The sequence below is a fragment of the Lysinibacillus sp. AR18-8 genome, assembly GCF_001705465.1.
Taxonomy (GTDB): Bacteria; Bacillota; Bacilli; order Bacillales_A; family Planococcaceae; genus Lysinibacillus; species Lysinibacillus capsici.
Genome location: NZ_MDGU01000015.1, coordinates 1 through 21,971, shown reverse-complemented (window position 1 = coordinate 21,971; position 21,971 = coordinate 1). Strand labels below are relative to the sequence as shown.

At 37.8% G+C, this 21,971-nt stretch carries 20 protein-coding genes; 10 read left to right on the top strand and 10 right to left on the bottom strand.

Features of this window, described 5'->3' with window-relative positions; translation table 11 throughout:
- Nucleotides 1-17: 17 nt before the first annotated feature.
- The 7 genes from BFM98_RS12930 to BFM98_RS12900 form a co-directional block, all read right to left on the bottom strand.
- Nucleotides 18-836 carry a YitT family protein gene (locus tag BFM98_RS12930; RefSeq protein WP_066037593.1) on the bottom strand — a complete coding sequence of 273 codons (819 nt, stop codon included), beginning with the start codon at nt 834-836 and terminating at the stop codon, nt 18-20.
- Nucleotides 837-923: 87 nt separating this feature from the next.
- On the bottom strand, nt 924-2,222 hold the full coding sequence (locus BFM98_RS12925; RefSeq protein WP_048389701.1) for a M48 family metallopeptidase: 1,299 nt from the start codon (nt 2,220-2,222) through the stop codon (nt 924-926).
- Nucleotides 2,223-2,379: 157 nt separating this feature from the next.
- Nucleotides 2,380-3,186, bottom strand: a complete 807-nt coding sequence (locus BFM98_RS12920; RefSeq protein WP_066037592.1) for a hypothetical protein — start codon at nt 3,184-3,186, stop codon at nt 2,380-2,382.
- Nucleotides 3,179-4,249: an MBL fold metallo-hydrolase gene (locus BFM98_RS12915; RefSeq protein ID WP_066037591.1), complete on the bottom strand. Its 1,071-nt coding sequence runs from the start codon at nt 4,247-4,249 to the stop codon at nt 3,179-3,181. Before BFM98_RS12915 ends, BFM98_RS12920 begins: the two co-directional genes overlap by 8 nt.
- The gene (locus BFM98_RS12910) at nt 4,242-5,903 is read right to left on the bottom strand and encodes an ABC transporter permease (protein WP_066037590.1); all 1,662 of its coding nucleotides are present in this window, start codon (nt 5,901-5,903) and stop codon (nt 4,242-4,244) included. The genes BFM98_RS12915 and BFM98_RS12910 overlap by 8 nt, the downstream gene beginning before the upstream one ends.
- A gap of 56 nt (nt 5,904-5,959) precedes the next feature.
- Nucleotides 5,960-6,985, bottom strand: a complete 1,026-nt coding sequence (locus BFM98_RS12905) for an ABC transporter substrate-binding protein (protein WP_066037589.1) — start codon at nt 6,983-6,985, stop codon at nt 5,960-5,962.
- A complete protein-coding gene (locus BFM98_RS12900) occupies nt 6,982-7,947 on the bottom strand; it encodes an ABC transporter ATP-binding protein (RefSeq protein WP_066037588.1) in 966 nt (321 codons plus the stop codon). Before BFM98_RS12900 ends, BFM98_RS12905 begins: the two co-directional genes overlap by 4 nt.
- A gap of 138 nt (nt 7,948-8,085) precedes the next feature.
- On the opposite strand from BFM98_RS12900, the gene BFM98_RS12895 reads away from it, so the two are divergent.
- The 6 genes from BFM98_RS12895 to BFM98_RS12870 all read left to right on the top strand — a co-directional run bounded on the left by BFM98_RS12895 (nt 8,086) and on the right by BFM98_RS12870 (nt 13,976).
- Nucleotides 8,086-8,997 carry a LysR family transcriptional regulator gene (locus BFM98_RS12895; RefSeq protein ID WP_066037587.1) on the top strand — a complete coding sequence of 304 codons (912 nt, stop codon included), beginning with the start codon at nt 8,086-8,088 and terminating at the stop codon, nt 8,995-8,997.
- A gap of 61 nt (nt 8,998-9,058) precedes the next feature.
- Entirely contained in the window at nt 9,059-9,517 is a 459-nt protein-coding gene (locus BFM98_RS12890; RefSeq protein ID WP_054550682.1) for a PTS sugar transporter subunit IIA, read from the top strand.
- Nucleotides 9,514-9,777, top strand: coding sequence for a PTS sugar transporter subunit IIB (locus tag BFM98_RS12885; protein WP_066037586.1), 264 nt, complete (start codon nt 9,514-9,516; stop codon nt 9,775-9,777). Before BFM98_RS12890 ends, BFM98_RS12885 begins: the two co-directional genes overlap by 4 nt.
- A 33-nt stretch (nt 9,778-9,810) precedes the next feature.
- Nucleotides 9,811-11,079: a PTS ascorbate transporter subunit IIC gene (locus tag BFM98_RS12880; protein ID WP_066037585.1), complete on the top strand. Its 1,269-nt coding sequence runs from the start codon at nt 9,811-9,813 to the stop codon at nt 11,077-11,079.
- 252 nt (nt 11,080-11,331) lie between these two features.
- On the top strand, nt 11,332-12,318 hold the full coding sequence (locus tag BFM98_RS12875; RefSeq protein WP_066037584.1) for a BMP family lipoprotein: 987 nt from the start codon (nt 11,332-11,334) through the stop codon (nt 12,316-12,318).
- Complete coding sequence (locus tag BFM98_RS12870) at nt 12,315-13,976, top strand: methyl-accepting chemotaxis protein (protein ID WP_066037583.1); 1,662 nt, start codon at nt 12,315-12,317, stop codon at nt 13,974-13,976. Before BFM98_RS12875 ends, BFM98_RS12870 begins: the two co-directional genes overlap by 4 nt.
- Nucleotides 13,977-14,035: 59 nt before the next feature.
- On the opposite strand, the gene BFM98_RS12865 is transcribed toward BFM98_RS12870, so the two are convergent.
- A complete protein-coding gene (locus tag BFM98_RS12865) occupies nt 14,036-14,794 on the bottom strand; it encodes an SDR family NAD(P)-dependent oxidoreductase (RefSeq protein ID WP_066037582.1) in 759 nt (252 codons plus the stop codon).
- A gap of 165 nt (nt 14,795-14,959) precedes the next feature.
- On the opposite strand from BFM98_RS12865, the gene BFM98_RS12860 reads away from it, so the two are divergent.
- The 3 genes from BFM98_RS12860 to BFM98_RS12850 all read left to right on the top strand — a co-directional run bounded on the left by BFM98_RS12860 (nt 14,960) and on the right by BFM98_RS12850 (nt 18,212).
- Nucleotides 14,960-16,141, top strand: a complete 1,182-nt coding sequence (locus BFM98_RS12860) for an AraC family transcriptional regulator (protein ID WP_066037581.1) — start codon at nt 14,960-14,962, stop codon at nt 16,139-16,141.
- Nucleotides 16,142-16,275: 134 nt separating this feature from the next.
- Nucleotides 16,276-17,274, top strand: a complete 999-nt coding sequence (locus tag BFM98_RS12855) for a permease (protein WP_066037580.1) — start codon at nt 16,276-16,278, stop codon at nt 17,272-17,274.
- 11 nt (nt 17,275-17,285) lie between these two features.
- Complete coding sequence (locus BFM98_RS12850) at nt 17,286-18,212, top strand: TIGR03943 family putative permease subunit (RefSeq protein ID WP_066037579.1); 927 nt, start codon at nt 17,286-17,288, stop codon at nt 18,210-18,212.
- 34 nt (nt 18,213-18,246) lie between these two features.
- Here BFM98_RS12850 and BFM98_RS12845 read toward each other — a convergent pair whose 3' ends face one another.
- Nucleotides 18,247-19,509, bottom strand: a complete 1,263-nt coding sequence (locus BFM98_RS12845) for an NtaA/DmoA family FMN-dependent monooxygenase (protein WP_254660041.1) — start codon at nt 19,507-19,509, stop codon at nt 18,247-18,249.
- 235 nt (nt 19,510-19,744) lie between these two features.
- Here BFM98_RS12845 and BFM98_RS12840 point away from each other — a divergent pair, with 235 nt between their 5' ends.
- Complete coding sequence (locus BFM98_RS12840) at nt 19,745-20,233, top strand: cupredoxin domain-containing protein (protein ID WP_066037577.1); 489 nt, start codon at nt 19,745-19,747, stop codon at nt 20,231-20,233.
- Nucleotides 20,234-20,269: 36 nt separating this feature from the next.
- Here BFM98_RS12840 and BFM98_RS12835 read toward each other — a convergent pair whose 3' ends face one another.
- Entirely contained in the window at nt 20,270-21,400 is a 1,131-nt protein-coding gene (locus tag BFM98_RS12835; protein ID WP_083225373.1) for a CamS family sex pheromone protein, read from the bottom strand.
- Nucleotides 21,401-21,971: the final 571 nt, after the last annotated feature.

The following is a 21,971-nucleotide window of genomic DNA, read 5'->3' as shown; positions in this document are numbered from 1 at the left end:
GTGTGTAGAGAATAGCATTATTTAGTTGTACCACGGTCAAACATTCCGATTACTTCCGTCGTCTGTAAAATATTCACAAACGACTTTGGATCAGTCTCCTTAATCGTGCTTTTCACATCAGCTAGTTGGTAACGCGTAATAACAGTAATTAATACTTTCCGACCCTCGCCTGAATACGCTCCCTTTGCATCGATAATCGTTACTCCACGATGTAGCTTTTCTAATAGTTGCTGTTTGACCTCGTCCCCTTTACTCGTAATAATCATCAGCGTTAATTTAATATGGCTTGTATGAATTGTATCCACTACTTTTCCAGTTGCATAAATGGACACAAGGGTTAACAACGCCTCATCCCAGCTAAAGACAAAGCCAGAAGCAGCCACTACGATTCCATTCATAGCGGCAATTAACGTACCGAGCGGAAAATCACGTTTCCGGCTAAGTAGCATAGCAATTATATCAAAGCCCCCTGAGGAGCCAGCTGCTCGGAAAATCATGCCCATTGCAAACCCTACAATAACACCACCAAATAAGGACGCGAGGATTGGCTCTTGTGTCGCTTTGTGTATTGGAATAATATATAAACTCACTGACAATACAGCCACCGAAAGAATGGTGTAGCTAATAAATCGCTTGCCGAGCTTCATCACACCTAAAATCAGTAAAGGCAGGTTAAGCAGTAAATTTAACACGCCTGTATTTAAAGGGGTAATAATCCCAAGCATGATGGCAATACCACTCAACCCACCACTCAAGATTTCATGGGGAATCAATAAATAATTATAGGCAAAGGCCACTAAAATGGAAGAAAGTGTAATTATAATCACATTTCGCATAATGCTATCCCCTATCAATCAACGACCAATTTTTGATACATCTTTGTCATAGACTACCCAATTTACTCTCCTGAAAAACCTATCCTCTTACTTTTTCTTCTGTTCTTCCTTTAAAGGCATATTTTGTTTATGTTCCCCAGTATCCGCAACTTTATAGATTCGCTCAAGCATCGGTGGATGTGTATATCGGAACCACTTCACTAAGAGTGGCGGGTTCACTTCACTTAAGCCTGAAATCGTTAGCTTTTGAAATGCTGTTACAGCCGCTTCTCGATCATTCATAAGGTTAATAGCATATTGATCGGCTCTCGTTTCTTGATATCTCGATATAAAATTGGATACTGGATTGGAAGCAAATAGTAAAATAGAAGTAATGAGTAAAAATAATGGATAGGAACGAATGCTACTGATTTTATTAATTTTTAAAACCTGTCCATATCGTGAAATCAAGCGACGCATAATTTTCGCTGTTAGCCATAGCCCTATTAACATTAAGAATAAATAGCCTGCAATGCCAAAATAAATATGCTTTTCAACATAATGTCCCATTTCATGTGCCATGATAAATAAAATTTCATTGTCCGTTAGTCTATTTAATGTAGTATCCCATAGCACAATTCTCGAATTGCTCCCAATTCCTGTCACATAAGCATTTAAAGCATTTGTCTTTTCTGCCATGTTGACCTCATAAACATGCTCTGCCGGAATATTGGCCTGTGTAGCAAGTGAAAGTATCTTTGTTTCCAGTTCTTTATTTTTTAGTGGATAAAAATCATTGTACAAAGGATCAATGACAACTGGCTGAATGAACATCACAAAGATTGTAAAGGGGATAGTTAAAAGCCAAGCATAGAGCCACCATCTTTTTTCGCTCTTTTTAATGAGCCAATAAATCACCGTAACAATAATCAAGCTAGTGCCAAAATTCACCCAAAAATCAATGACACCATCCTTCATCCAAGATGCAAATGCTTGTGTACTGATGCCATAGCTTTTGCTTAGATGATAGCGATAATAATCAAGTGGGAATAGCACAATATAGAGCAATAAAGATAATAGGAATAAGTAACCCGCATTTTGCAATAGCTTCCACTTCGTTTGGGAGGTCGTCACATTTTCGAAATAACGAGATACACCCAATAGTAAAATCAAGAAGTAAATAAGCCATTCTAAAGGTGTGGCTACAAAGAATACAAAGTTCCGTATTTTTGAATATTCACCACTTAAAAAAAGCTCCTTGCCAGACATAAACATCACTGGATCTGCCGCCGTTCCTTGTAAGGCACTTGGTATTTTACCACCACCGCTGTGGAAAATATACCAGTACATACAAAGCACGTAAACACCGAAAAGTAGTAGTGTAACAATGCCCATTTTTTTCGCTATGTTATTTCCCCCTCATATCACCCAAAGTTCGTCCTATAGTAAGTGTAAGCGAAATTATCAAAGTTAGAACAAACATGGACCTACTTTTTTAATCTCTCTGTTGCCAAGGAAAAATTTCGCCTCATTTCTATATGAGGCGAAATCATTATCGTCCTATTCATTTATCCATAACAAATGCCGTTTTACCACGTTGATCCCCGCTTAGATAGCCAGTGGATAATAGTTGCTCATACCATTGCTTTTCTATAGTAGCTGCTTGAGCCGCATCATCTACCTTCGTAGAAAGTTCAACCATAATATCGCCTTTGTACTGCCATACCTCTATATCCGCTTCATGTCCTAAAAAGCTTCCTTTATAGTTCGTAGCATTAGCAGGCCCATATACGACAACTTGAGACAACGTATTTTTATACCATGCTTCGGAGTTCCAATTTACAATTTTCTTTGGCGCATTTTCAAGAATGAGTTTTTTCGCAACATTTGTAGCAACTGAATCATAAGAGACTTCAGCAGAAGTCTTCAAAGATTCCTTTCGGCTTATCGTAAATGTACGATGATCTTCCTTAATATCTAGCTCAAACTTATAATTTGACTCAGAACCAGTAAAACCATGATTCATTGTTTCTGCCATTGCTTCACTTAAAGGTGTGTTTAAAAAACGCTTTTTGTAGGTTATATCCATTTTATTACTACCCTTATATACACGTAAGCGGTGTATATAGTCATGACGTAGAAACAATTGGTCAAGCGTATCATAAAAATAAACTTTTACGTCATCCTTTTTAGTTGCTTGAAAAGCCTGGACAATAGTTGATTCATTAAAAATCTCAGGTTTAATATTGAATTTAATTTCATGTCCTGGCTCAATGGCTGCTTTCGCTTGTGTTGTATTCACACCCATCATACTAATCACTATTAAGCCCAAGACACACAGATAAAATGCCCATTTTTTTAGTTTAGTCACGCTTTAATTCCTCCTTCGGAAATGTTGTTGTTAAATTTGTATGTGTACTGTGAAAATAGATCGTTTGTCGTGCACGAAGTCTCTGTGACAGTTCCACTAAATCCCAATAGTCTGGATGTGTTTTATAGAAGAACTCCTCAGAGATATGCTTTAAGCTAGCTGGATTGGAAGCATGACGAGAATAGCCTGTATGAACAAAAATTGCAGTCGGATAAACCTTTGCAAGCTCCTCCACTTGAGCCTCATCCTGCTCTGAGACAAAATACAGTACATGGTCACTGTCCAGTTTTTGCTTGAGTCGTTCTAAAAGCATCACTTTATTCGGCCAAATATTTTCATGTTCTTCATCATAATGCCCCAATAAAGGTTGTAGCTTGGCATCTACCCTAATCGCTCGAGTTGTATGTTCGGAAAGATACGTCATAATATCGACTGTTTTGCCCGAAAAAGAGGAGGGGAATATAAATGAATGATTGGGATGAGCCTTTACATACATAGCCATCTGCTGTAACACCTCAAGATTTCGAATGCATTTTTCCGCATGTCCACTATCAATAAACGCTACATCATAAACCGTTCCATCCTCCTCTGGCAAGGTCGCCTTTAATAAATACGAATCGACTACATAATCACCAGAGAAAAAAATCATTTCATCAAAAAAACGAATTTTGTACCACACGCTTCCAATTAAATGCCCACTATATCCCCATTGAAAGGCAAGATATTCATTGACCTCTATCCATTTTCCAATCGTATCTGGATAGAAAGTTCTGACTTGTGGGATAAGCAGTGGAAGCTGCTGAGCAGTTGTATGACTCATTAGTATCGGTCCCGTATAGCCCATGTTCTGTAGTATTGGCAATGCCCCTACATGATCAATATGCGAATGAGAAATAAAGACAGCAGCTAGCTTTTCAATATGATTAAATGTAATATTTGGTGGCGTTTTTTGTGTATTTTTCATAATGCCACAATCCAATAAAATGGCCTGCCTCTGATTTTCTATATAAAAACAATTGCGCCCATATTCGCCTACACCACCTAAAATTTCAACACTAAGCATTGGCCTGCCCTCCTCGTTTTTGCAGCCAACCCAATAGGAACATAAAAATAACAGTCATAAGGACGGTTATAACAGCTACTGCCATTCCAACCCCTACATTACCTTGCTCAAATTGGCTATAGATAAAGGTTGCCCCTGTCTCTACGGATGGTGGCAAAATTAAAAGGCCAGCTACAAGCTCTCGCATTGAAATAATAAAAGTCATCATCATTCCTGTTAAAATACCCTGCATCAAAAGTGGTAGGATGATGCGACGATAAACCGCAATGTTACTACGTCCAAAAATAGCAGCTGATTGAAAAATAGAGGCATCCAATTGTGAAAAAGAAGACTTTATATACTGCACCGAATAAGGTAAAAACAGTACACAGTATGTGACTATTACCATTGCCTTTGTGTTATAAATTGTTGCGGGAAGCCAAGGAGCATTCCAAAACATAATTAAACCTACAACAAAGACAATCCCCGGAATAATATTAGGCATTAAACTAAAGAAGTCTAATATTTGCTGCTTTCTGGTTTCTCCCTTTTTAATATAAAGAGCGATGAATAAACCTATTATGGCGGTTATCAAGGCCGTCATGATAGAAAAAACAATGCTATTTAAAAATGCTGTCAATCCTGCACTTCCACTAGTGAAGACCTCTTGATAAGAAGCCAAACTGAAATTCCCTGCCTGTAACCCATCTCCTCTTACCTTTTGCAAAGAGGTCACAATAATAGAGAAATAAGGAATGCCGATAGATAGCAATAGAACAAGCCCTACAAAAGTCCACGAAGCTGTTTTTATATACCACTTGTCCTTGAGCTCACGTCTAGCAGGTGTTTTTCCTGATAGCACACCATATGTATATTTGCGTCCAATGAGATTTTGGAAATACCAAATGACTAAGCAAACAGACAATAAGAATAAGGATAGCGAGGTTGCCATGCGAATATCAACTGGCCATCTTGATAAATAGGAATGAATTTCGGTTGTAAACACTTGAAATCCAATCCGACTGCCGAATGTAGCTGGCGTTCCAAATTCAGCAAGCGTCTTAATAAAAATAAGGAGACTTCCCAAAACATAGCTCGAAAGTAAAAGAGGTAACACAACTTTTAGCCAATTTTGCAAAGAACTTCGCCCAAAAATCAGCGCTGCATCTAAAAATGAGCCATTTATGCGAAGCAATGTATTTTTCAGCATTAAATACAAAAACGGAAACAGGTGTAGGCTCATGATCACTACCATGCCAAATAAGGAAAAGAAGGAATCTGTCATCCAAGCAGCACTTGGAATAAGCTGCTGTAAAAAACCATTGTGCTGCATAAACAAAATCCAGCCCATTGAACCAATATAGGGAGGTGTCATAAATGGAATCGTTAACACTATATCGAGCCATTCATATTGATATAAACTTGTTTTCGTGCGAATGAAAGCCATAGGTAATGCGATAATTGTTGTCCCAATAATCACAAAAACCCCTAAAACCACCGAATTCCCAAGCGTTTTCCATATTCTATCGTGTGCAAACATTCGACTAAATTGTGATATATCAACATGTCCCTCTTTTATAAAGGTATAAAATAAAATGGCCATCAACGGTGCGATAGCAAATATGATGACAATTGTCAGTAAAAATCCAAAAGCTCGTCTTCCTTCCATTATCATGGCATGTCAACCCTTCTCTATGAAAACTAGAAGGAGGTATATCAACCTCCCTTTATTTAGCGAAATAAATCCGTAAATTTTGTTAGTACTTCCAGCTGTTTCGCTTCCGCACCCATCCAATCAACTGTTAACTGTGGAATTTCATCTAATGCTGCACGATTTTTCACAGCAATATCTTTATTCCCTGGTAATAAGTAAGCATCTGCTACTAGCTTTTGCCCTTCATCTGACAATAAAAAATCAACATAGGCTTGTGCAGATTCTACATGTTGTGCATCCTTTAAAATACCTACTGCTCTTGGACTAACTACTGTCCCACTCGTCGGATAGATAATTTCCACTGGCTCACCGTCTGCTTTTGCTTTATAAGCCATATAATCTACACCTGCAATCGTGGCATTTTTCTCGCCTGTTATAACCGCATCCAAGGCTTCTTTATTCGCACCATTGACTTGTAAGCCATTTTTCTTCCAACTATCAATCGTACTCCAAGCTGTTTTTTCTGCTGCTGTGTAGCCAAATAAGAAATCAACAGCAGAGCCTGACAGACTTGGATCTGGTATATTCATTTTATTTTGCCAATCAGCTTTTGCTAAATCAGACCAATCCGTAGGCGCCTGTGTCGTATTTTTCGTATTATAGGCAATACCTAAAGCAGAGGCACTGTAGCCATAAAAATATCCATCTTGATCCGACCAATCACTGTTAATTTTGTCCTTGTTTTTAGCCGCTTCGTAGCTTTGCAATTGATCTGTTGCTTTTAACCCATCCATTGAGGCAACAGAGGCAAGTACAACAATGTCAGCTACAGGATTATTTTTTTCCGCTTCTAAACGAGAGAGAATTTTACCCGTAGTTCCTTGAAACATTTCCACTTTAATCCCTGTTTTTTCTTCAAATGCTTGCTGAATATTTGCAGCTAAACCATCTGGCCCAGCAGAATACACTGTCAGAACTTTCTCCTCCTGTGTCTTTGCACTTGCTTCATTCGTCTCTTTTGCCTCTTTATTACCACAGCCAGCTAATGCTAAGGCCAATAAAATGCCAGCAGTTGCCCAAAATTTAAAATGTCGTTTCTTCAATGTAAACCCTCCAATTGATAGATTTGTTTTTCATCAATAAAAACTTGCAACCTTTTTCCATGCTCTAATGGCTGCTTCTCATAAAAGTTCCAATACTGTCCTTCTACCTGTGCTTGTACTAGATAACGATCGCCAACAAATGTACTTTTCACAATCTGCGCTTGTTTGGCAATCGTACCAGGACGCGATATTCTCGAAACACCCTCAGGTCGCACAATTGATTGTCGATTGTGAAGCCAATTCACTTTGCCAATAAAATCTGCCACATAGGGCGTTGCTGGTGCACGATAAATTTCCTCAGGCGAGCCAATTTGAGCAATCCTCCCTGCCTCCATAACGATAATTTGATCAGACATTGTCATGGCCTCTGTTTGATCATGTGTTACGAAAATGGCTTGGCAATTAAGCTCATGAATGAGGTGCATGATTTCATCTTGCATTTGCTCTCTTAAAACAGCATCGAGAGCGGATAAAGGTTCATCAAATAAAATTAATTGCGGTTTGGTCGCTAAAGCTCTAGCTAATGCCACTCGCTGCTGTTGTCCACCCGATAATTCACCTGGCTTTCGTTTCTCATAGCCTTGCATTTTTACCAATCGCATCACATGCTCGACTCGTTCAGGAATAGCTGATTTCGGAATAATGCCCTTTAAGCCAAAGGCAATATTTTGGAAGATGGTCATATGTGGCCATAGAGCAAAATCTTGAAAAACCATAGCAATATTACGCTTATTTGGTTTGACATTTTTACGAGACGCCGAAGAATAAATGACGGTGTCATCAAATCGTATTTCTCCTTTTGATGGCTGTTCAAGGCCAGCTATCAACTTTAATAAGGTTGTTTTGCCACAGCCTGATTGTCCGAGAATCGTAATAAATTGCTGATCTAACTCCACATCAATCGGCCACAATGCTTGAGACTGCCCATATTTTTTCTCGATATTTTTTAATGAGATTTTCATAAGTATCCTCCTCGTTACTTACAACTATAAATTCCAGATATTTAGAAAATATTAATCTACTATTAATAACACGTTAAAAAAAATCTAATAAACTAAAGCAAATACAAGATTTTTTCTAATTTCCTTTAGGAGGATAAAGTGAACAATAGTAAATTACAGGCATTTTGCTTACTTGTAGAATTAAAAAAATTAGCACCTGTCGCCAAAGCACTTGGCATTACAGCCCCCACCGTATCATTTCATATTCGCTCTATAGAGGAGGAATATGGTATTCATTTATTTCGAACAAATGCTGGAGGATACCGTTTAACAGAAGCGGGCGAAGGTGTGTATCATTTCGCTCGTCAAATGGTTCAACTTCAAAAGGATATGGATCGTTTTATTGAAAATCTTTTAGCAGGCCATATCGGTTCATTACGACTTGGGGCGAGTGGCTTACCTGCCCATATTTTTATGCCAGATTTAATTCATCAAGTTTCAACGACCTATCCTGAGATTCGCATTTCATTAGAAGTAAAAACAGCACCTGAAATTGAAAAAAAGGTAGCACTACAAGAATTAGATTTCGGGCTCATCATGGAGACTAAGCAGGAAAATCCTTTACTTCATTACGAAACAATCGGTGAAGATGCACTTGTATTGGCATTCAGCCCATCACACGAGCTAGCAGCACAAAAAGACATCACCAAAGAAGATATTCTTAAGTACAAGCTATTGTTGCATACATCCTCTAGCTCCACGAATCACTTCATTGAAAAGTGGATGGACCCATTTCAGCCTTCTATTTACACAATTGAGCTGGATTCTGTGAGCACGATTAAAAAGATGCTGACCTTTGGCAAAAACTTGGCGTTTCTATCTGTTTCCTTAATAGAAAAAGAATTAAAATCAGGTGTACTGCTCAAGAAAGATCTACATGATGTAACACTAAATAGAAAAATTCAATTGATTTATCCGAAAACGCGCTTAGATCATAAAATGGATGAATTTGTCAAAATGTCGGTTTATGAAATAGCAAAGCAATTAAAAATGTCTTCTACGATGACATAATTCCACATACAGTCGTAATAACATGGAATGGGAAGATATTTTTATGAAAGGAGGGTTGTCCTTGCTAACCAAGCTGTTGACAAAAGATTGTATACAGCTTGCAAACTTTGTCCGATCATGGCAAGAAGCAATTCATTTAGCGGCTAGCCCATTAGTACAACAACACAAAATTGAACAGCGCTATGTCGAAGCCATGATTCGATCTATTGAACACTATGGTCCTTACGTTGTCATCACACCCAAAGTAGCCATTCCTCATGCACGGCCATCTGATGGGGTTCTTGAACTAGCCATAAGCTTGCTACGATTACAAAAGCCTGTTTTTTTTAGCCCTAATCAGCCTGTCTACCTACTAATTGTGCTAGCTGCCATTGACAATGCTTCACATCTACAGGTGTTGGCTGATTTGGCATTAGTCTTACAAGAACCCGATCAGATTGATGACCTAATCGCCTGTCAACATGCGGACATGATATGGGAGAAAATCAAACAATATACGACAAAGGAGTCAACAGAATGAAAATTTTAGTCGTGTGTGGGAGCGGTTTAGGAAGTAGCTTTATTTTAGAATTGAATGTTAAAAAAGCATTAGAAGTATTGGGGAAAGATGCAGAGGTAACGCATACAGATTTAGCGTCTGCCAAGGCGGATAAAGCAGATATTTATTTAGGGGCAGCAGATATCGTGAATGAATTAGCGAAAGACAAAGGAATCATTGTGAGCATTGTTAATATGATGAGTATTGCAGAAATAAAAGAAAAGCTTGAACCTTTGCTTTAAGCATCAAAAATTTGGATAGGATGAGGTGTTGGTATGTTAGATGTTATCATGCATGACATTTTAGGAACACCAGCTATATTAGTCGGCCTATTCGCTTTTATTGGTTTACTTATTCAAAAAAAATCAAGTTCCACTGTTCTGTCAGGTACATTAAAAACGATAATGGGCTTTGTCATCCTCGGAGCTGGTGCCACTGTCTTAATTGGCTCTTTAGATCATTTTAGTAAAATGTTCGATCATGCCTTTCAAGTACAGGGAGTCATTCCCAACAATGAGGCCATCGTGGCAGCTGCTCAGACTAATTTTGGTACAGCTACTGCACTAATCATGGTATTTGGTATGATTATGAATCTACTATTTGCGCGATTTACGCCATTAAAATATATCTTTTTAACTGGACATCATACATTATTTATGGCTTGTTTAATCGCCGCTTCATTATCAGTTGGAGGGATGAGTGGTACACCTCTTATTCTTGTTGGGTCTATCATTCTTGGACTTTGTATGGTCGTGTTCCCTGCCATTTTACAGCCGACAGTTCGACAAATAACAGGGAGTGATGACTTTGCTGTTGGTCACTTTGGCAGTGTTGGCTATTATGTTTCTGCAAAGATTGGTAAGCTCTTCGGTAATAAAATGAAATCCACAGAAGATATACAGGTTCCGAAAGCATTAGGCTTTTTACGAGATACCTCAGTTGCTATTTCTTTAACAATGAGTGTGTTCTTTGTAATTGTTGCCCTTTTTGCTGGCCCTTCCTATATTGAGTCACAATTATCAGCTGGCTCAAATTTTATTATTTTCGCTATTATGCAAGCGATTACATTCGCAGCGGGTGTTTATATTATTTTAGCAGGTGTACGGATGTTAATTGCTGAAATTATTCCAGCCTTCAAAGGCATAGCAGATAAGCTTGTACCAAACACAAAACCAGCACTTGATTGTCCAACCATCTTTCCTTTTGCACCAAATGCCGTTATTATTGGTTTCATTTTTAGTTTTATAGCAGGGCTGGTTTCCATGTTTATACTCCCCTTCATCGGACTAAAAGTCATTGTGCCAGGTCTTGTTCCACATTTCTTCACAGGTGCTGCGGCGGGTGTCTTTGGAAATGCTACTGGCGGTAGAATTGGTGCGATGTCCGGAGCCTTTGCCAATGGTTTATTAATTAGCTTTATTCCAGCCATACTCCTTATCTTTATGGGAGACATTGGCTATGAGGGCACAACCTTCGGTGATTCAGACTTTGGGGTAATCGGCATTATTATTATTAATTTATTAAAATTATTCGGCGCTGTTTAGAACATATAAAGCCTGACGCTATTTGCGTTAGGCTTTTATAGTGCTATACATACAAGAAGTGCTACGAAAACCTTTATAAATCAATTACTTTATTAGTAATCTAGCTTTATATTATTAACTTATTATGTATATAGAAATGATTCATTATTCTTAGACATCCTAAAAATTTTTTGCACGGATGTCTGACATCAGACTAAAAATATTAAGTTTTTGCCGATATATATTTTATACACAACAGGAGGTACACAAAATTTGAAGAAATTATTCACTAGTTTTCTTTTGATCACTCTGTTGATAGCAGGCTGTTCCTCAGCACCGACAGAAACATCAACTGAAGGATATAAGATAGGAATTTTACTATCAGATGCAGGACTAGGCGATGAATCATTTAATGATTCCGCTTTTAAAGGCTTAGAAAAAGCGCGCGATGAGCTAGGCATTTTGTTTGATTACAAAGAGGCTCCTGATGGTAAATACGAGGAAAAGCTGAATGAACTTGTAGCAGAAAAATATGATATCATCATTGGTCTCGGGTTCTCTGTACAAGAAGCACTAGAAAAGACTGCAAAACAAAATCCCTCTCAGCAATTTATACTGATTGACGGGCAATCTGATATTAACAACATCATTTCGATTACCTTTAAAGAACAAGAAGGTAGCTTTTTAGTTGGCATGATTGCCGCTATGACAAGTAAAACAGGAAAAGTTGGCTTTATTGGTGGAGCAGATGCTCCTGTTATCCATCACTTTGAAAATGGTTTTATCGAAGGGGCACGTTATGTACAGCCATCGATTGAAATTATGAGTGACTATGCTGGTACCTTTGACGATACCCAGGCTGGTGCAGCAATAGCAGAAAAGTATATCAAAAATAACGTTGATTTTATTTACCATGCAGCAGGCTTTACTGGCTTTGGGGCGATAAAAAAGGCAGAGGAAATGGGGATCTATGCAGCAGGTGTTGATATCGATCAGTTTTTTGTTGCCGAAAAAACAGTTGTCACATCCATGCTGAAAAATGTTGACCTAGCTGTCTATCAACTTGCTAAAGCATTAGTAGAAGATGGGAAAATTACTGAAAAATCGTTTGCATTAGGTTTGGCGGATCAAGGCGTGGGACTAGCAGATATTCGTGTAATACAACTAACAGCTGAGCAACAAACTGCCATCGAAAAAGCCCAAGAAGCCATTATTTCAGGAACGATAAAAGTTACTGCAGAAAAGGGGAATGGCCAGTGACACTACGTAAGAAATTATTTATGAACACACTGATTCCAATCGTACTGGCTATGGCGATGATTGGCTTTATTATCATTCAAACATTCACGATCCAGACCACAGCACAGGATGATACGAAACTTTTACTTGCAGTGAAAGAACTAGAGCAAAGTTTAGTTGTTGCCAGTCAATCTTTAAATAATTTTACCTACTTAGATAGTGAAGCCAATAAAAACGAAGCGCTCGCTATTTTACAAGAAACAAAAAGTAATTTAGGGGCATTAGCCTCTCTAACGAGAATACCTGAGCATCAGACAATCGTCGAAAAAATAGCTAGTAAATTTGAAAATCTAGAAAAAGCGACTGAAAGCGGGTTTCAAGAAAACAATCGCTCTGAAATTAAAAAGCAGTCCATCAGAATTAAAGGGATTTTAAACGATATGTATTTGCTCAAAAAAGAAACGAACGAATGGTATCAAGAAATGATACAAGTAACGAAGCAAAAAATAGGTTTCATTACAACCTCTACCATCATAGGTAGTGTGCTATTAATTATTGCTACGATACTTTATTCCTATGTAGCTGCGAAAAGAATTACCAAACCAATTAATCAGATTGTAGATTGCGCACAAGCCGCAGCAACAGGAAACCTAACCATTGATACCTCTACCCTTTCCTATCAGGCAAACAGTCGATATGAGATTGATCAATTAACAAAAAGCTTTTCAGAGATGATGAATAATTTAAAAAGTACCGTACAATCCATCGATTATATTGGAAAGGACGTTAATTTGTTTACACAAGAAGTGACGAGCCATATGAATACTATTCATGAAAGTAGCAATCAAGTCGCTACTTCTACCGACGAATTAGCAAAAGGCAGCTATACGATGTCTGAAGACATTCAATCAGTGGCACTCCAAATGAATAATATGGCAGATCAATTTAAGGCTGTAATGCGTACAAGTGAGCAATCGGCTGACACTGGTAAACAGGCTCTGGAGGCTGTTCAAAATGGTCAGTATTCATTGGAAAAACAATCGGCCATTGCGCAGGATATTTCAACCACATCACTTGATATTAAAGAGGCTGTTACCCAATTCTCTCAATTTACTTCAGAGATTGAAGGAGCAGCCAATGCTGTCCACACGATTGCCAGCCAAACCAATTTATTAGCCTTAAATGCTGCCATCGAGGCTGCACGAGCGGGAGAAGCAGGTAAAGGGTTTGCCATTGTTGCCGAGGAGGTTAAAAAGCTCTCTTCAGAAACGGAGAATGCAACGAATTTAATCACTTCTATGGTTACGCATATTCAAGATGGCATTACGCACATCCTTACTACGGCTGAACGAGGTTATCAGCTATCAAATGAGCAATCACAATCCATGGTTGAAACGGAACAATCATTTGCCGTTATTACCATGCATATAACAGCTATCCATCGCGATTTACAAAACCTCACAAAAGAAATGGTGCAAACCAATGAAATGAGCCAGCAAGTAAATAGTACCATTGAAAATATTTCTGCTATTACGGAAGAAACGGCTGCCGGTACAGAAGAAATATCTGCATCAACGCAAGAACAGCTACTATCCTTCCAAAAAATTAGTGCTAAAATAGACGAACTTCAAGCTATGACTGATACGTTGATGAATGAGCTCAAAAAATTCACCCTATAGCGATTCGGTTCATTACCGTAAGAAATCCAGTGAAATGATTCACTGGATTTCTTCTTTCATTATAAAGTTAAGCCACCATCAACTAACACGATGGAGCCTGTCATATAGCTTGCTTTGTCCGATGCTAGGAACACAACCATTTCTGCTAATTCTTCTGGTTTCGCATAGCGACCCATTCTCATGTTTGGAATTTCCTCTGGCACATAGCCACCTGTTTCAAACATGGCAGTTACACTGTTTGTTAATGCCGTTTCTACTCCACCTGGACAAATACCATTGATACGGATACCTTTTTTTACATACTCCAAAGAAGCAGATTTTGTTAAACCAACTACTGCATGCTTACTTGCAGAATAGACAGCCATACTGTGCTCACTGCGAACACCCGCTGTAGAAGCTGTATTAATAATAGAGCCGCTTCCTTGTCCTTCCATTACTTTTAAAACATGTTTTAAGCCAAGGAATACACCCTTCACATTGATCGACATAATGCGCTCATATTCTGCATCTTCAATCTCTGTTAATGGAGAGATTTTTTGAATAACTCCAGCATTATTGAAAAATACATCAATGCGTCCATACGTATCAACAGCCGTATTGACATATTTCTGAACGTCTTCACTTTTTGAAACGTCAGCCTGAACGAAGATACCTTCTCCACCTTGCTCTTTAATCAAGCTTACTGTTTCTTCCCCTGTTTCTTTGTTGAAATCCACAACTACCACTTTTGCACCATTGCTAGCAAGTTTCAAACTGCTGGCTCTTCCAATACCGCTTCCTGCGCCCGTTACAACTGCAATTTTATTCAAAAGATCCATCTTCTATTCCTCCCTAACATTTTGAAGTCACTGTCTATTTTATTGCTACTTCCCCATCATTTATTGTATTATTCTACACAAAATAGTACTTTCTCAATGTCTATACAATAAAAATTGTAACTGCTTTCATTTTGAAAGCATCATTACGAACTGGAGTGTAGGAACATGAAAATTACCACGATCGACCTTCAATACATAAGTCAATTAATATACGAAACACATCATCTTCCAGTCACTTATATTAATTCGTTGGGAGACATAATTTTTGACTATTCATCAACCAATAATCCATCTTACATTTCTTTAAAGGAACAATTGAAAACATATCCTTATCATAAGGATACAAATGATTATCCGATTTTTTTCTCTTATGCTGAATTTAATTTCTTCTATATCAACGTGCAGTTAGAGGATCAATATTTAGGGGCGATTGTAGTTGGTCCTTCCCTTTCTCCAGAAGTGGGAGACATTAAGACAAATGTTAATCAAGAGCTAATTCCTATTCTTCATTATCAGCAGTGTTTGGCCATTAGTTTGTTTGTTTATTACTCGATCTATCAAAAGAAATTAAATAAAACTGCTGTCATTTATCATAACCAAGCATTAAGACCTCTAATTCGTCATGAGGAAAATACTGCGCTTGAGCTCTCATACGCTAGAAGAAATGATATTGTTCATACAAATCTTTATTATGAAAAAATATTGTTAGACAATGTGAAAAATGGACGTATGGAGAAATTAAATGAAGTTTTGAATTATTCCATTGTCGAGCAGGAAGAACTGGGAATACTTTCAAAACGCAATAATGTAAGAAGTGTTCAATATTTGATGATTACAGGAATTGCCCTAATTTGCCGTGCAGCGATTGAGGGTGGTTTAAATGAAGAAACAGCCTTTACATTAAATGATTTTTACATTCAAAAGCTAGAGGATCAAACCAGTTTAATCGATATTCTTTCGTTAATGGAGGAAGCTATTTACGACTTTACAAGCCGTGTATCGCAAGCTAATACAAGGAAATATTCAGCACCCATTACTACCTGTATCCATTTTATTGAAAATCAATTATATGGGGATCTAACACTCGACCAACTTTCAGCTATTTGCCACCTAAGCCCCAACTATCTTTCCTCCTTATTTAAAAAGGAAGTAGGGATTTCCTTTAGTGAATATATTCAGCAGCAAAGGATTGATGAGGCGAAAAAACTCTTAACATTTACCAACTATCCAATTCTAGACATCGGTTCATTACTTAATTTCACAGATCAAAGCTATTTCATTAAAGTTTTCAAAAAATTTACGGGTATCACCCCTAAACAATATAGAACTAAGTATTCTCCTAAATAATTCGATAGAGAGGGAAAGTAAAAAGATGGTAGGAACCAATTTTTACTTTCTCTTTCCTTTTTTGAAGTAATAACAATATCATCTATGTCATATCTTACATTAAAACGTAACCATTACACTTTAAGGAGGTCTATGTGGAACGTCTCCATTTTTCTAAATATGTATTGAATTTTTGGTTCCTCTTCATTTTATTCATAGGCATGCTACCACTACTGTTATTCAACGTCTCAGCACTAAACGACCTTAGTTCCTCTCTACTCAATTTAAATACGATATTTTTAAGTATTTTAATTGAAGCATTACCATTTGTCTTAATTGGAATACTGATTGCTGGCTTTATTCAGATATTTATAACAGAGGAACATATCCAAAGGTGGATTCCTCGAAACCCTGTGATGGCCGTTATCATGAGTTGTCTTGTAGGTGCATTATTTCCAGCCTGCGAATGTGGAATTGTTCCGATTGTTAGAAGATTAATTGCCAAAGGCGTACCTATACATGCAGCTATAGGCTTTATGTTAACTGGTCCACTTATTAATCCCGTTGTTATTCTTTCTACCTATATGGCATTTGGCAATGATTTAAGAATAGCGAGCCTTCGAATGCTTGTTGGCTTTGTCATCGCCATTGTCGTAGCATTACTCATCAGCTTATTTTTTAAAGGCTCACAATTTAAGAGCTCTTTACAGCCCTACTCATTGACAACCACTAGTCAACAAACATCTTTCGTCACAAAACTATTAAATATGGTCAAGCATGCCATCGATGAATTTTTTGATATGGGCAAATACTTAATTATCGGGGCATTTTTAGCTGCCTTTGTACAAACCTATGTATCAACCAAAACACTCGTAGCAATTGGAGACGGTGAATCCTCCTCCATTCTAGTTATGATGAGCTTAGCCTTCATTCTGTCACTTTGCTCTGAGGCAGATGCCTTTATTGGCGCATCCTTTAGTGCTATTTTCTCCACTCCATCCATTCTGGCCTTTCTTATTTTTGGCCCTATGATCGATTTGAAAAATACCATTATGTTGATGAGCATATTTCGCTTAAAATTTGTCTTTTGGTTAATCGCCTTAGTGGCTACAGTTGTCTACATTAGTATATGGATTCTTTCAGCGTATCTCTAAGGGGGAAAACCATGAAATTTAACGTTCAACAAGCGTTAAGAGCCTTAATGTTACTTGCCTTTTCGGCTATGATAGCCAACTTGCATTGGACCGGAGAACTAACAAAATTCATCAACCCTAAATATGAAAGCCTGAGTAAAACAGCCGCCATCTTATTTTTTATACTATTTCTTGTTCAATTGACTAGAGTTATATCATTTTCAAAGGCTCCCCACTCATGTGATCCTATTGGACAAGCTTGCTGTTCCCATCACGACCATGGTCACTCAGCCTTTACACGAAAAAAAATGATTGCCTACCTCATTATCATGACACCGATAATGACAGGCTTTTTCGTGCCAGCTAAAATTTTAGATGCTGCCATCGCTGATAAAAAAGGTGGTGCCTTTATTCTCACCCAGCAAAGGCAATCATCTAAAATAGAGGATTATCTCACTTCAAATGAAACGATTGATGAAAACATCTATGATGAGCATGATGCTGATCCGCGACTGATGGAAGAAAAACAGGAAATGACAAAAAAGCAATATGACCAATTAAAGCAACAGTTATCCCAACAATCGATGCTGAAAATGACCGATGAGGACTATACGATCTATTACGAGGAAATTAATCAAAATTTAGAAAACTATTTGGGGAAGAAAATACAGTTGAAGGGCTTTGTTTTAAAAGAAGAAAGCTTTACAGAAAAGCAACTAGTTATTTCAAGATTTCTTATTACGCATTGTGTCGCCGATGCCAGTATCGTCGGCTTTCTGACAGAGTTTCCAGACGCTCCAACACTCACAGAAGATACATGGATTGAAGTGGTCGGTACAATTAGTCAAACAACATATGAGGGTGCAAGCTTACCTGTTATCCATATTGATGATTGGGTGACAATCGAACAACCCGAATCACCTTATCTTTATCCGATTAATATTCGAATGAGTTTCTAGCAATAAAAGGGCAAAGCTTATGGCTTGCCCTTTTTCAGCTATTAATTGGAGATCGCACATCTAAGCCTAAATGGGAACGTAATGTGCTACCTTCATATTCAGCTCGGAATAACCCCCGCTCTACTAACATGGGAATAACGTCGCTAAAGAATAAATCTAAAGATTTCACAGGGCCACCTGGTACAGCAATAAAGCCATCCAATGCGCCCTCCTCATAAAAAGTAACGATTTGATCGACAATATCCTGTGGTGTGCCGATTGCTACAAGATGGGCTGAGCCAATTACCTCGGGGCGTGCTAACAATACCTCAACAGTTGGTTCATTTTCTATAATATAACGACGCACCAAATCTGCATGTGTTTTACTACGTACTTTTTGATCTTTTGGTGGCAACATATCAACGGTCACCTGATCTTCAATTGACAAATGACGAACATCCATACCAATCACAGATTCTAAAGCACTGTAGCGTCGTTCAAGCGTTAAATGTGCATGCGCTTGTCGGTGCATTTCGAGTGCTTCTTCATATGTATCACCTATAAAGAAAAACAGCCCAGGTAATAAGCGAATATCGTCAGCAGAACGACCTACTTCAATGGCACGTTGACGCAAATCATTACGCATCTCAATGCCCACCTCCATAGCTGGTGTAGCTGCGAAAATAGCATTGGAAACAGTAGCTGCAAATTGTCGCCCAACATCCGACGCGCCTGCTTGGAAGAGCGGAATCTCTCCTGCTGGATGCATAGGGAGATTTAGGGGACCTTTAATATGGAAAAACTCGCCCTCATGTTCAATTGGCTTGACAAGCTCTTTTATTTTTTCTATATTCCCATCCGTTTCTAATGTTTCGTAGGGTTGACTATGCCACAGCTGCTTGACCACCTCTGTACATTCTGTAGCTTTAGCATAACGCTCTTCTGAAGAAGGCATAGATTCATTGCTGAAATTATGGGCACCATCTATGGAGGTCACAATATTCCATCCAACTCGCCCATCACTAATCCAATTTAAGGATTGCAATTGACGCGCAATCAGATAAGGTGGCGTAAATGATGTGGAGATCGTTGTCACTAAGCCAATCTGTTTGGTTTCTCTTGCCACCATCGCCATTAAAAAGCTAGGATCTAAGCCAACCGTTCCTTTCATTTTAGCCATTAATTCTGGATGAGCTATTAAATAATCAGCCTTAAATACAAAATCCAATTTTGCTGCCTCAGCACGCTGCGCAAATGCAATATGTTCATCTATCAACGCACCTTGCTTGCCATGATTACCGTGAACAGCTAAATGCATCCCAATAATAAGATGTCTTTTCATTGTTACTCCCCTTTCAATAATTGAAAATGATTATCATTTTCATAATAAACATTCATTTCAAAGATTGCAAAGAAATACTTTTATGTTTTAGAACGCCTTCACCTATAAAAATAGGTGCTCCGTTTTAATGAGCACCTAAACTAATATTTACTATACAGTTAAATAAAGGTATTATTAAGATGATTTCAAAATATATTTAAGCGGAGGAACCATGAGAAAATTTGCCTTTTTATTAACAGTGACTCTTTTTATATTTCCACTTGGTGGAGCATCTTATATAGCTAATCATACACACAGTTCATCTCGTCTGCCGACTCTAGCTGCTACTGCTGAAGAACCTCATTCTACTATCATAGCTGAACAAAGTGATGAAATGGGTGACGGTTCGCCCATTCTTCTTTCAACATCTACTACCTTTCCAACAGGTCAGGGTTCAATGAGCTTTAATTATCAAGCAACTAGTAATAGCACTGATGCAATTCGAATTTATGTGAAAAATAACAGCACACAATCTATTAGGTTTATATTAACTGCACCTAATGGAACGGCTTGGATAGAAGGAGAGATCATTAAGCCTGGGCAATCATTTACGACAAATTACAAGGTGGATGCGAGCCTAGCAGGTGAATGGTTCATGAAATTTGATAATAGTGATGGTTCTTCAATTTCAGTAGATATAGACACAAGCTACGAAATTTGAAATAGGAGCTGACCCCTTTAGATTTCCATTTACGACTTAAATAGGCGATGCAAAAATTTGTTTTTCTATTGGGTCCCAAAGGACAATTCCTACATCCCCATTGTGGTCGATTACTCGAACTGTAATGGGAATATAATCAAATAAAATTGTATTTAACTTGGTACTAGTTAACTGTAGCAAGCCAATCAATTCTACATCATTTATCAGAGGAATATGTAAATCCATGTTAATATCTGTTAGTTTGCCATCCTCATAACGCAGTTTCCCTATAATTTTAGGGTTTAAATGTTTAAATCCAGCTTGAATATCCTCTTTAAAAATTAATATTTTATTATACATATTTTGGTCTAAACTATATAAGGCATCTGAAGGGAATGTATAATACTTTTTATTAACCTTAGACCATTTTGAGATGGTATCTGTATCTTTCGAAATAAAGGTTTCAGCTAAAAATATGCCTGGTATAATATCGTTTATATTAGATTCTTGATATAAAGTTAAATAAATAGGAACTCTCGGATACTTTTCATTTTTTCTTATATCCTCAACAATCTTTTTAGCTACTTCTTTACCGTATTTTTCAACATCATTGATTTCATCATCATTTTGGTCTACTTTCACTTGGCCCGTGTAAATTAAGCCATTTTCATCGGAAACTCGTATGTCATAAAATTCATTTAACGAGATCGCGATCGATATGCCCTCAACTTTGTTATTCTCTTTATTAATAAAGTTTTGTTCTAATACATGAGAGAGAATCAAAGGATACTTTTTTTCATCCTCCAGCACATTGCCACTTCTCTTTTCAATAGCTGGGTTTAAACCAATACCTTCATCTTTTTTTCTGCTTAACCATTGGGTAATCGTATTTTCATCCAAATACTGACCTTCCTGCATATAAAACTTGTCTGTTGAAAAATGACTCACTGACAAATCCATGAGTCCTCTCTCGATTTCATTGATATTTAGAGCATTGTTCATTTTTTTGACGATTAAACCTCTAGCAATATTGACTTTTGCAGGCTGTTGAATTTCATAAACTTCCTTTTTTTGAACCGATGAAATATACATTTTCTCATTAGCAGTAACACTCTCACCCTCACTACTACAAGAAGCTAACATCATTATGGGTGCGATTAAAAATAACATACGCCTTCTTTTTTTCATTACAATTTCTCCTTGAATACTATGTATCATGTGATAACTTCCCTAATTTAACCATAACAAATTTACCAAAATAAAACATTATATATTTACAAATCTCCCCTTTTACCTACCAAGTGATCAAAAAAGACCTATGTTCGCTTTTCTCGAACATAGGTCTTTCTGCTTTAAAATTTTTTCACCTGATTAGGAGCGAGTTTTCCCCTATTTGAGCGGGTTCTCACTACTTTAGAGCGGAGCTTACCTTTTTATGAGCGGGTTCCCTCCATCTTTGAGCGGCTCTCACTCTTTTAGGAGCGGGTTCCCTCCATCTTTGAGCGGCTCTCACTCTTTTAGGAGCGGATTCCCTCTACTTTGGAGCGGCTCTCTCCTCTTTATGAGCGGGTTCCCTCTACTTTGGAGCGGCTCTCACACTTTTAAGAGCAGGTTCCCTCTACTTTGGAGCGACTCTCTCCTCTTTAGGAGCGGATTTCCTCTACTTTAGAGCGACTCTCTCCTCTTTAAGAGCGGGTTCCCTCTACCTTTGGAGTCAAGTCCTAATTATTGTGTAAAATTCTATACAGAAGTTTTCAAC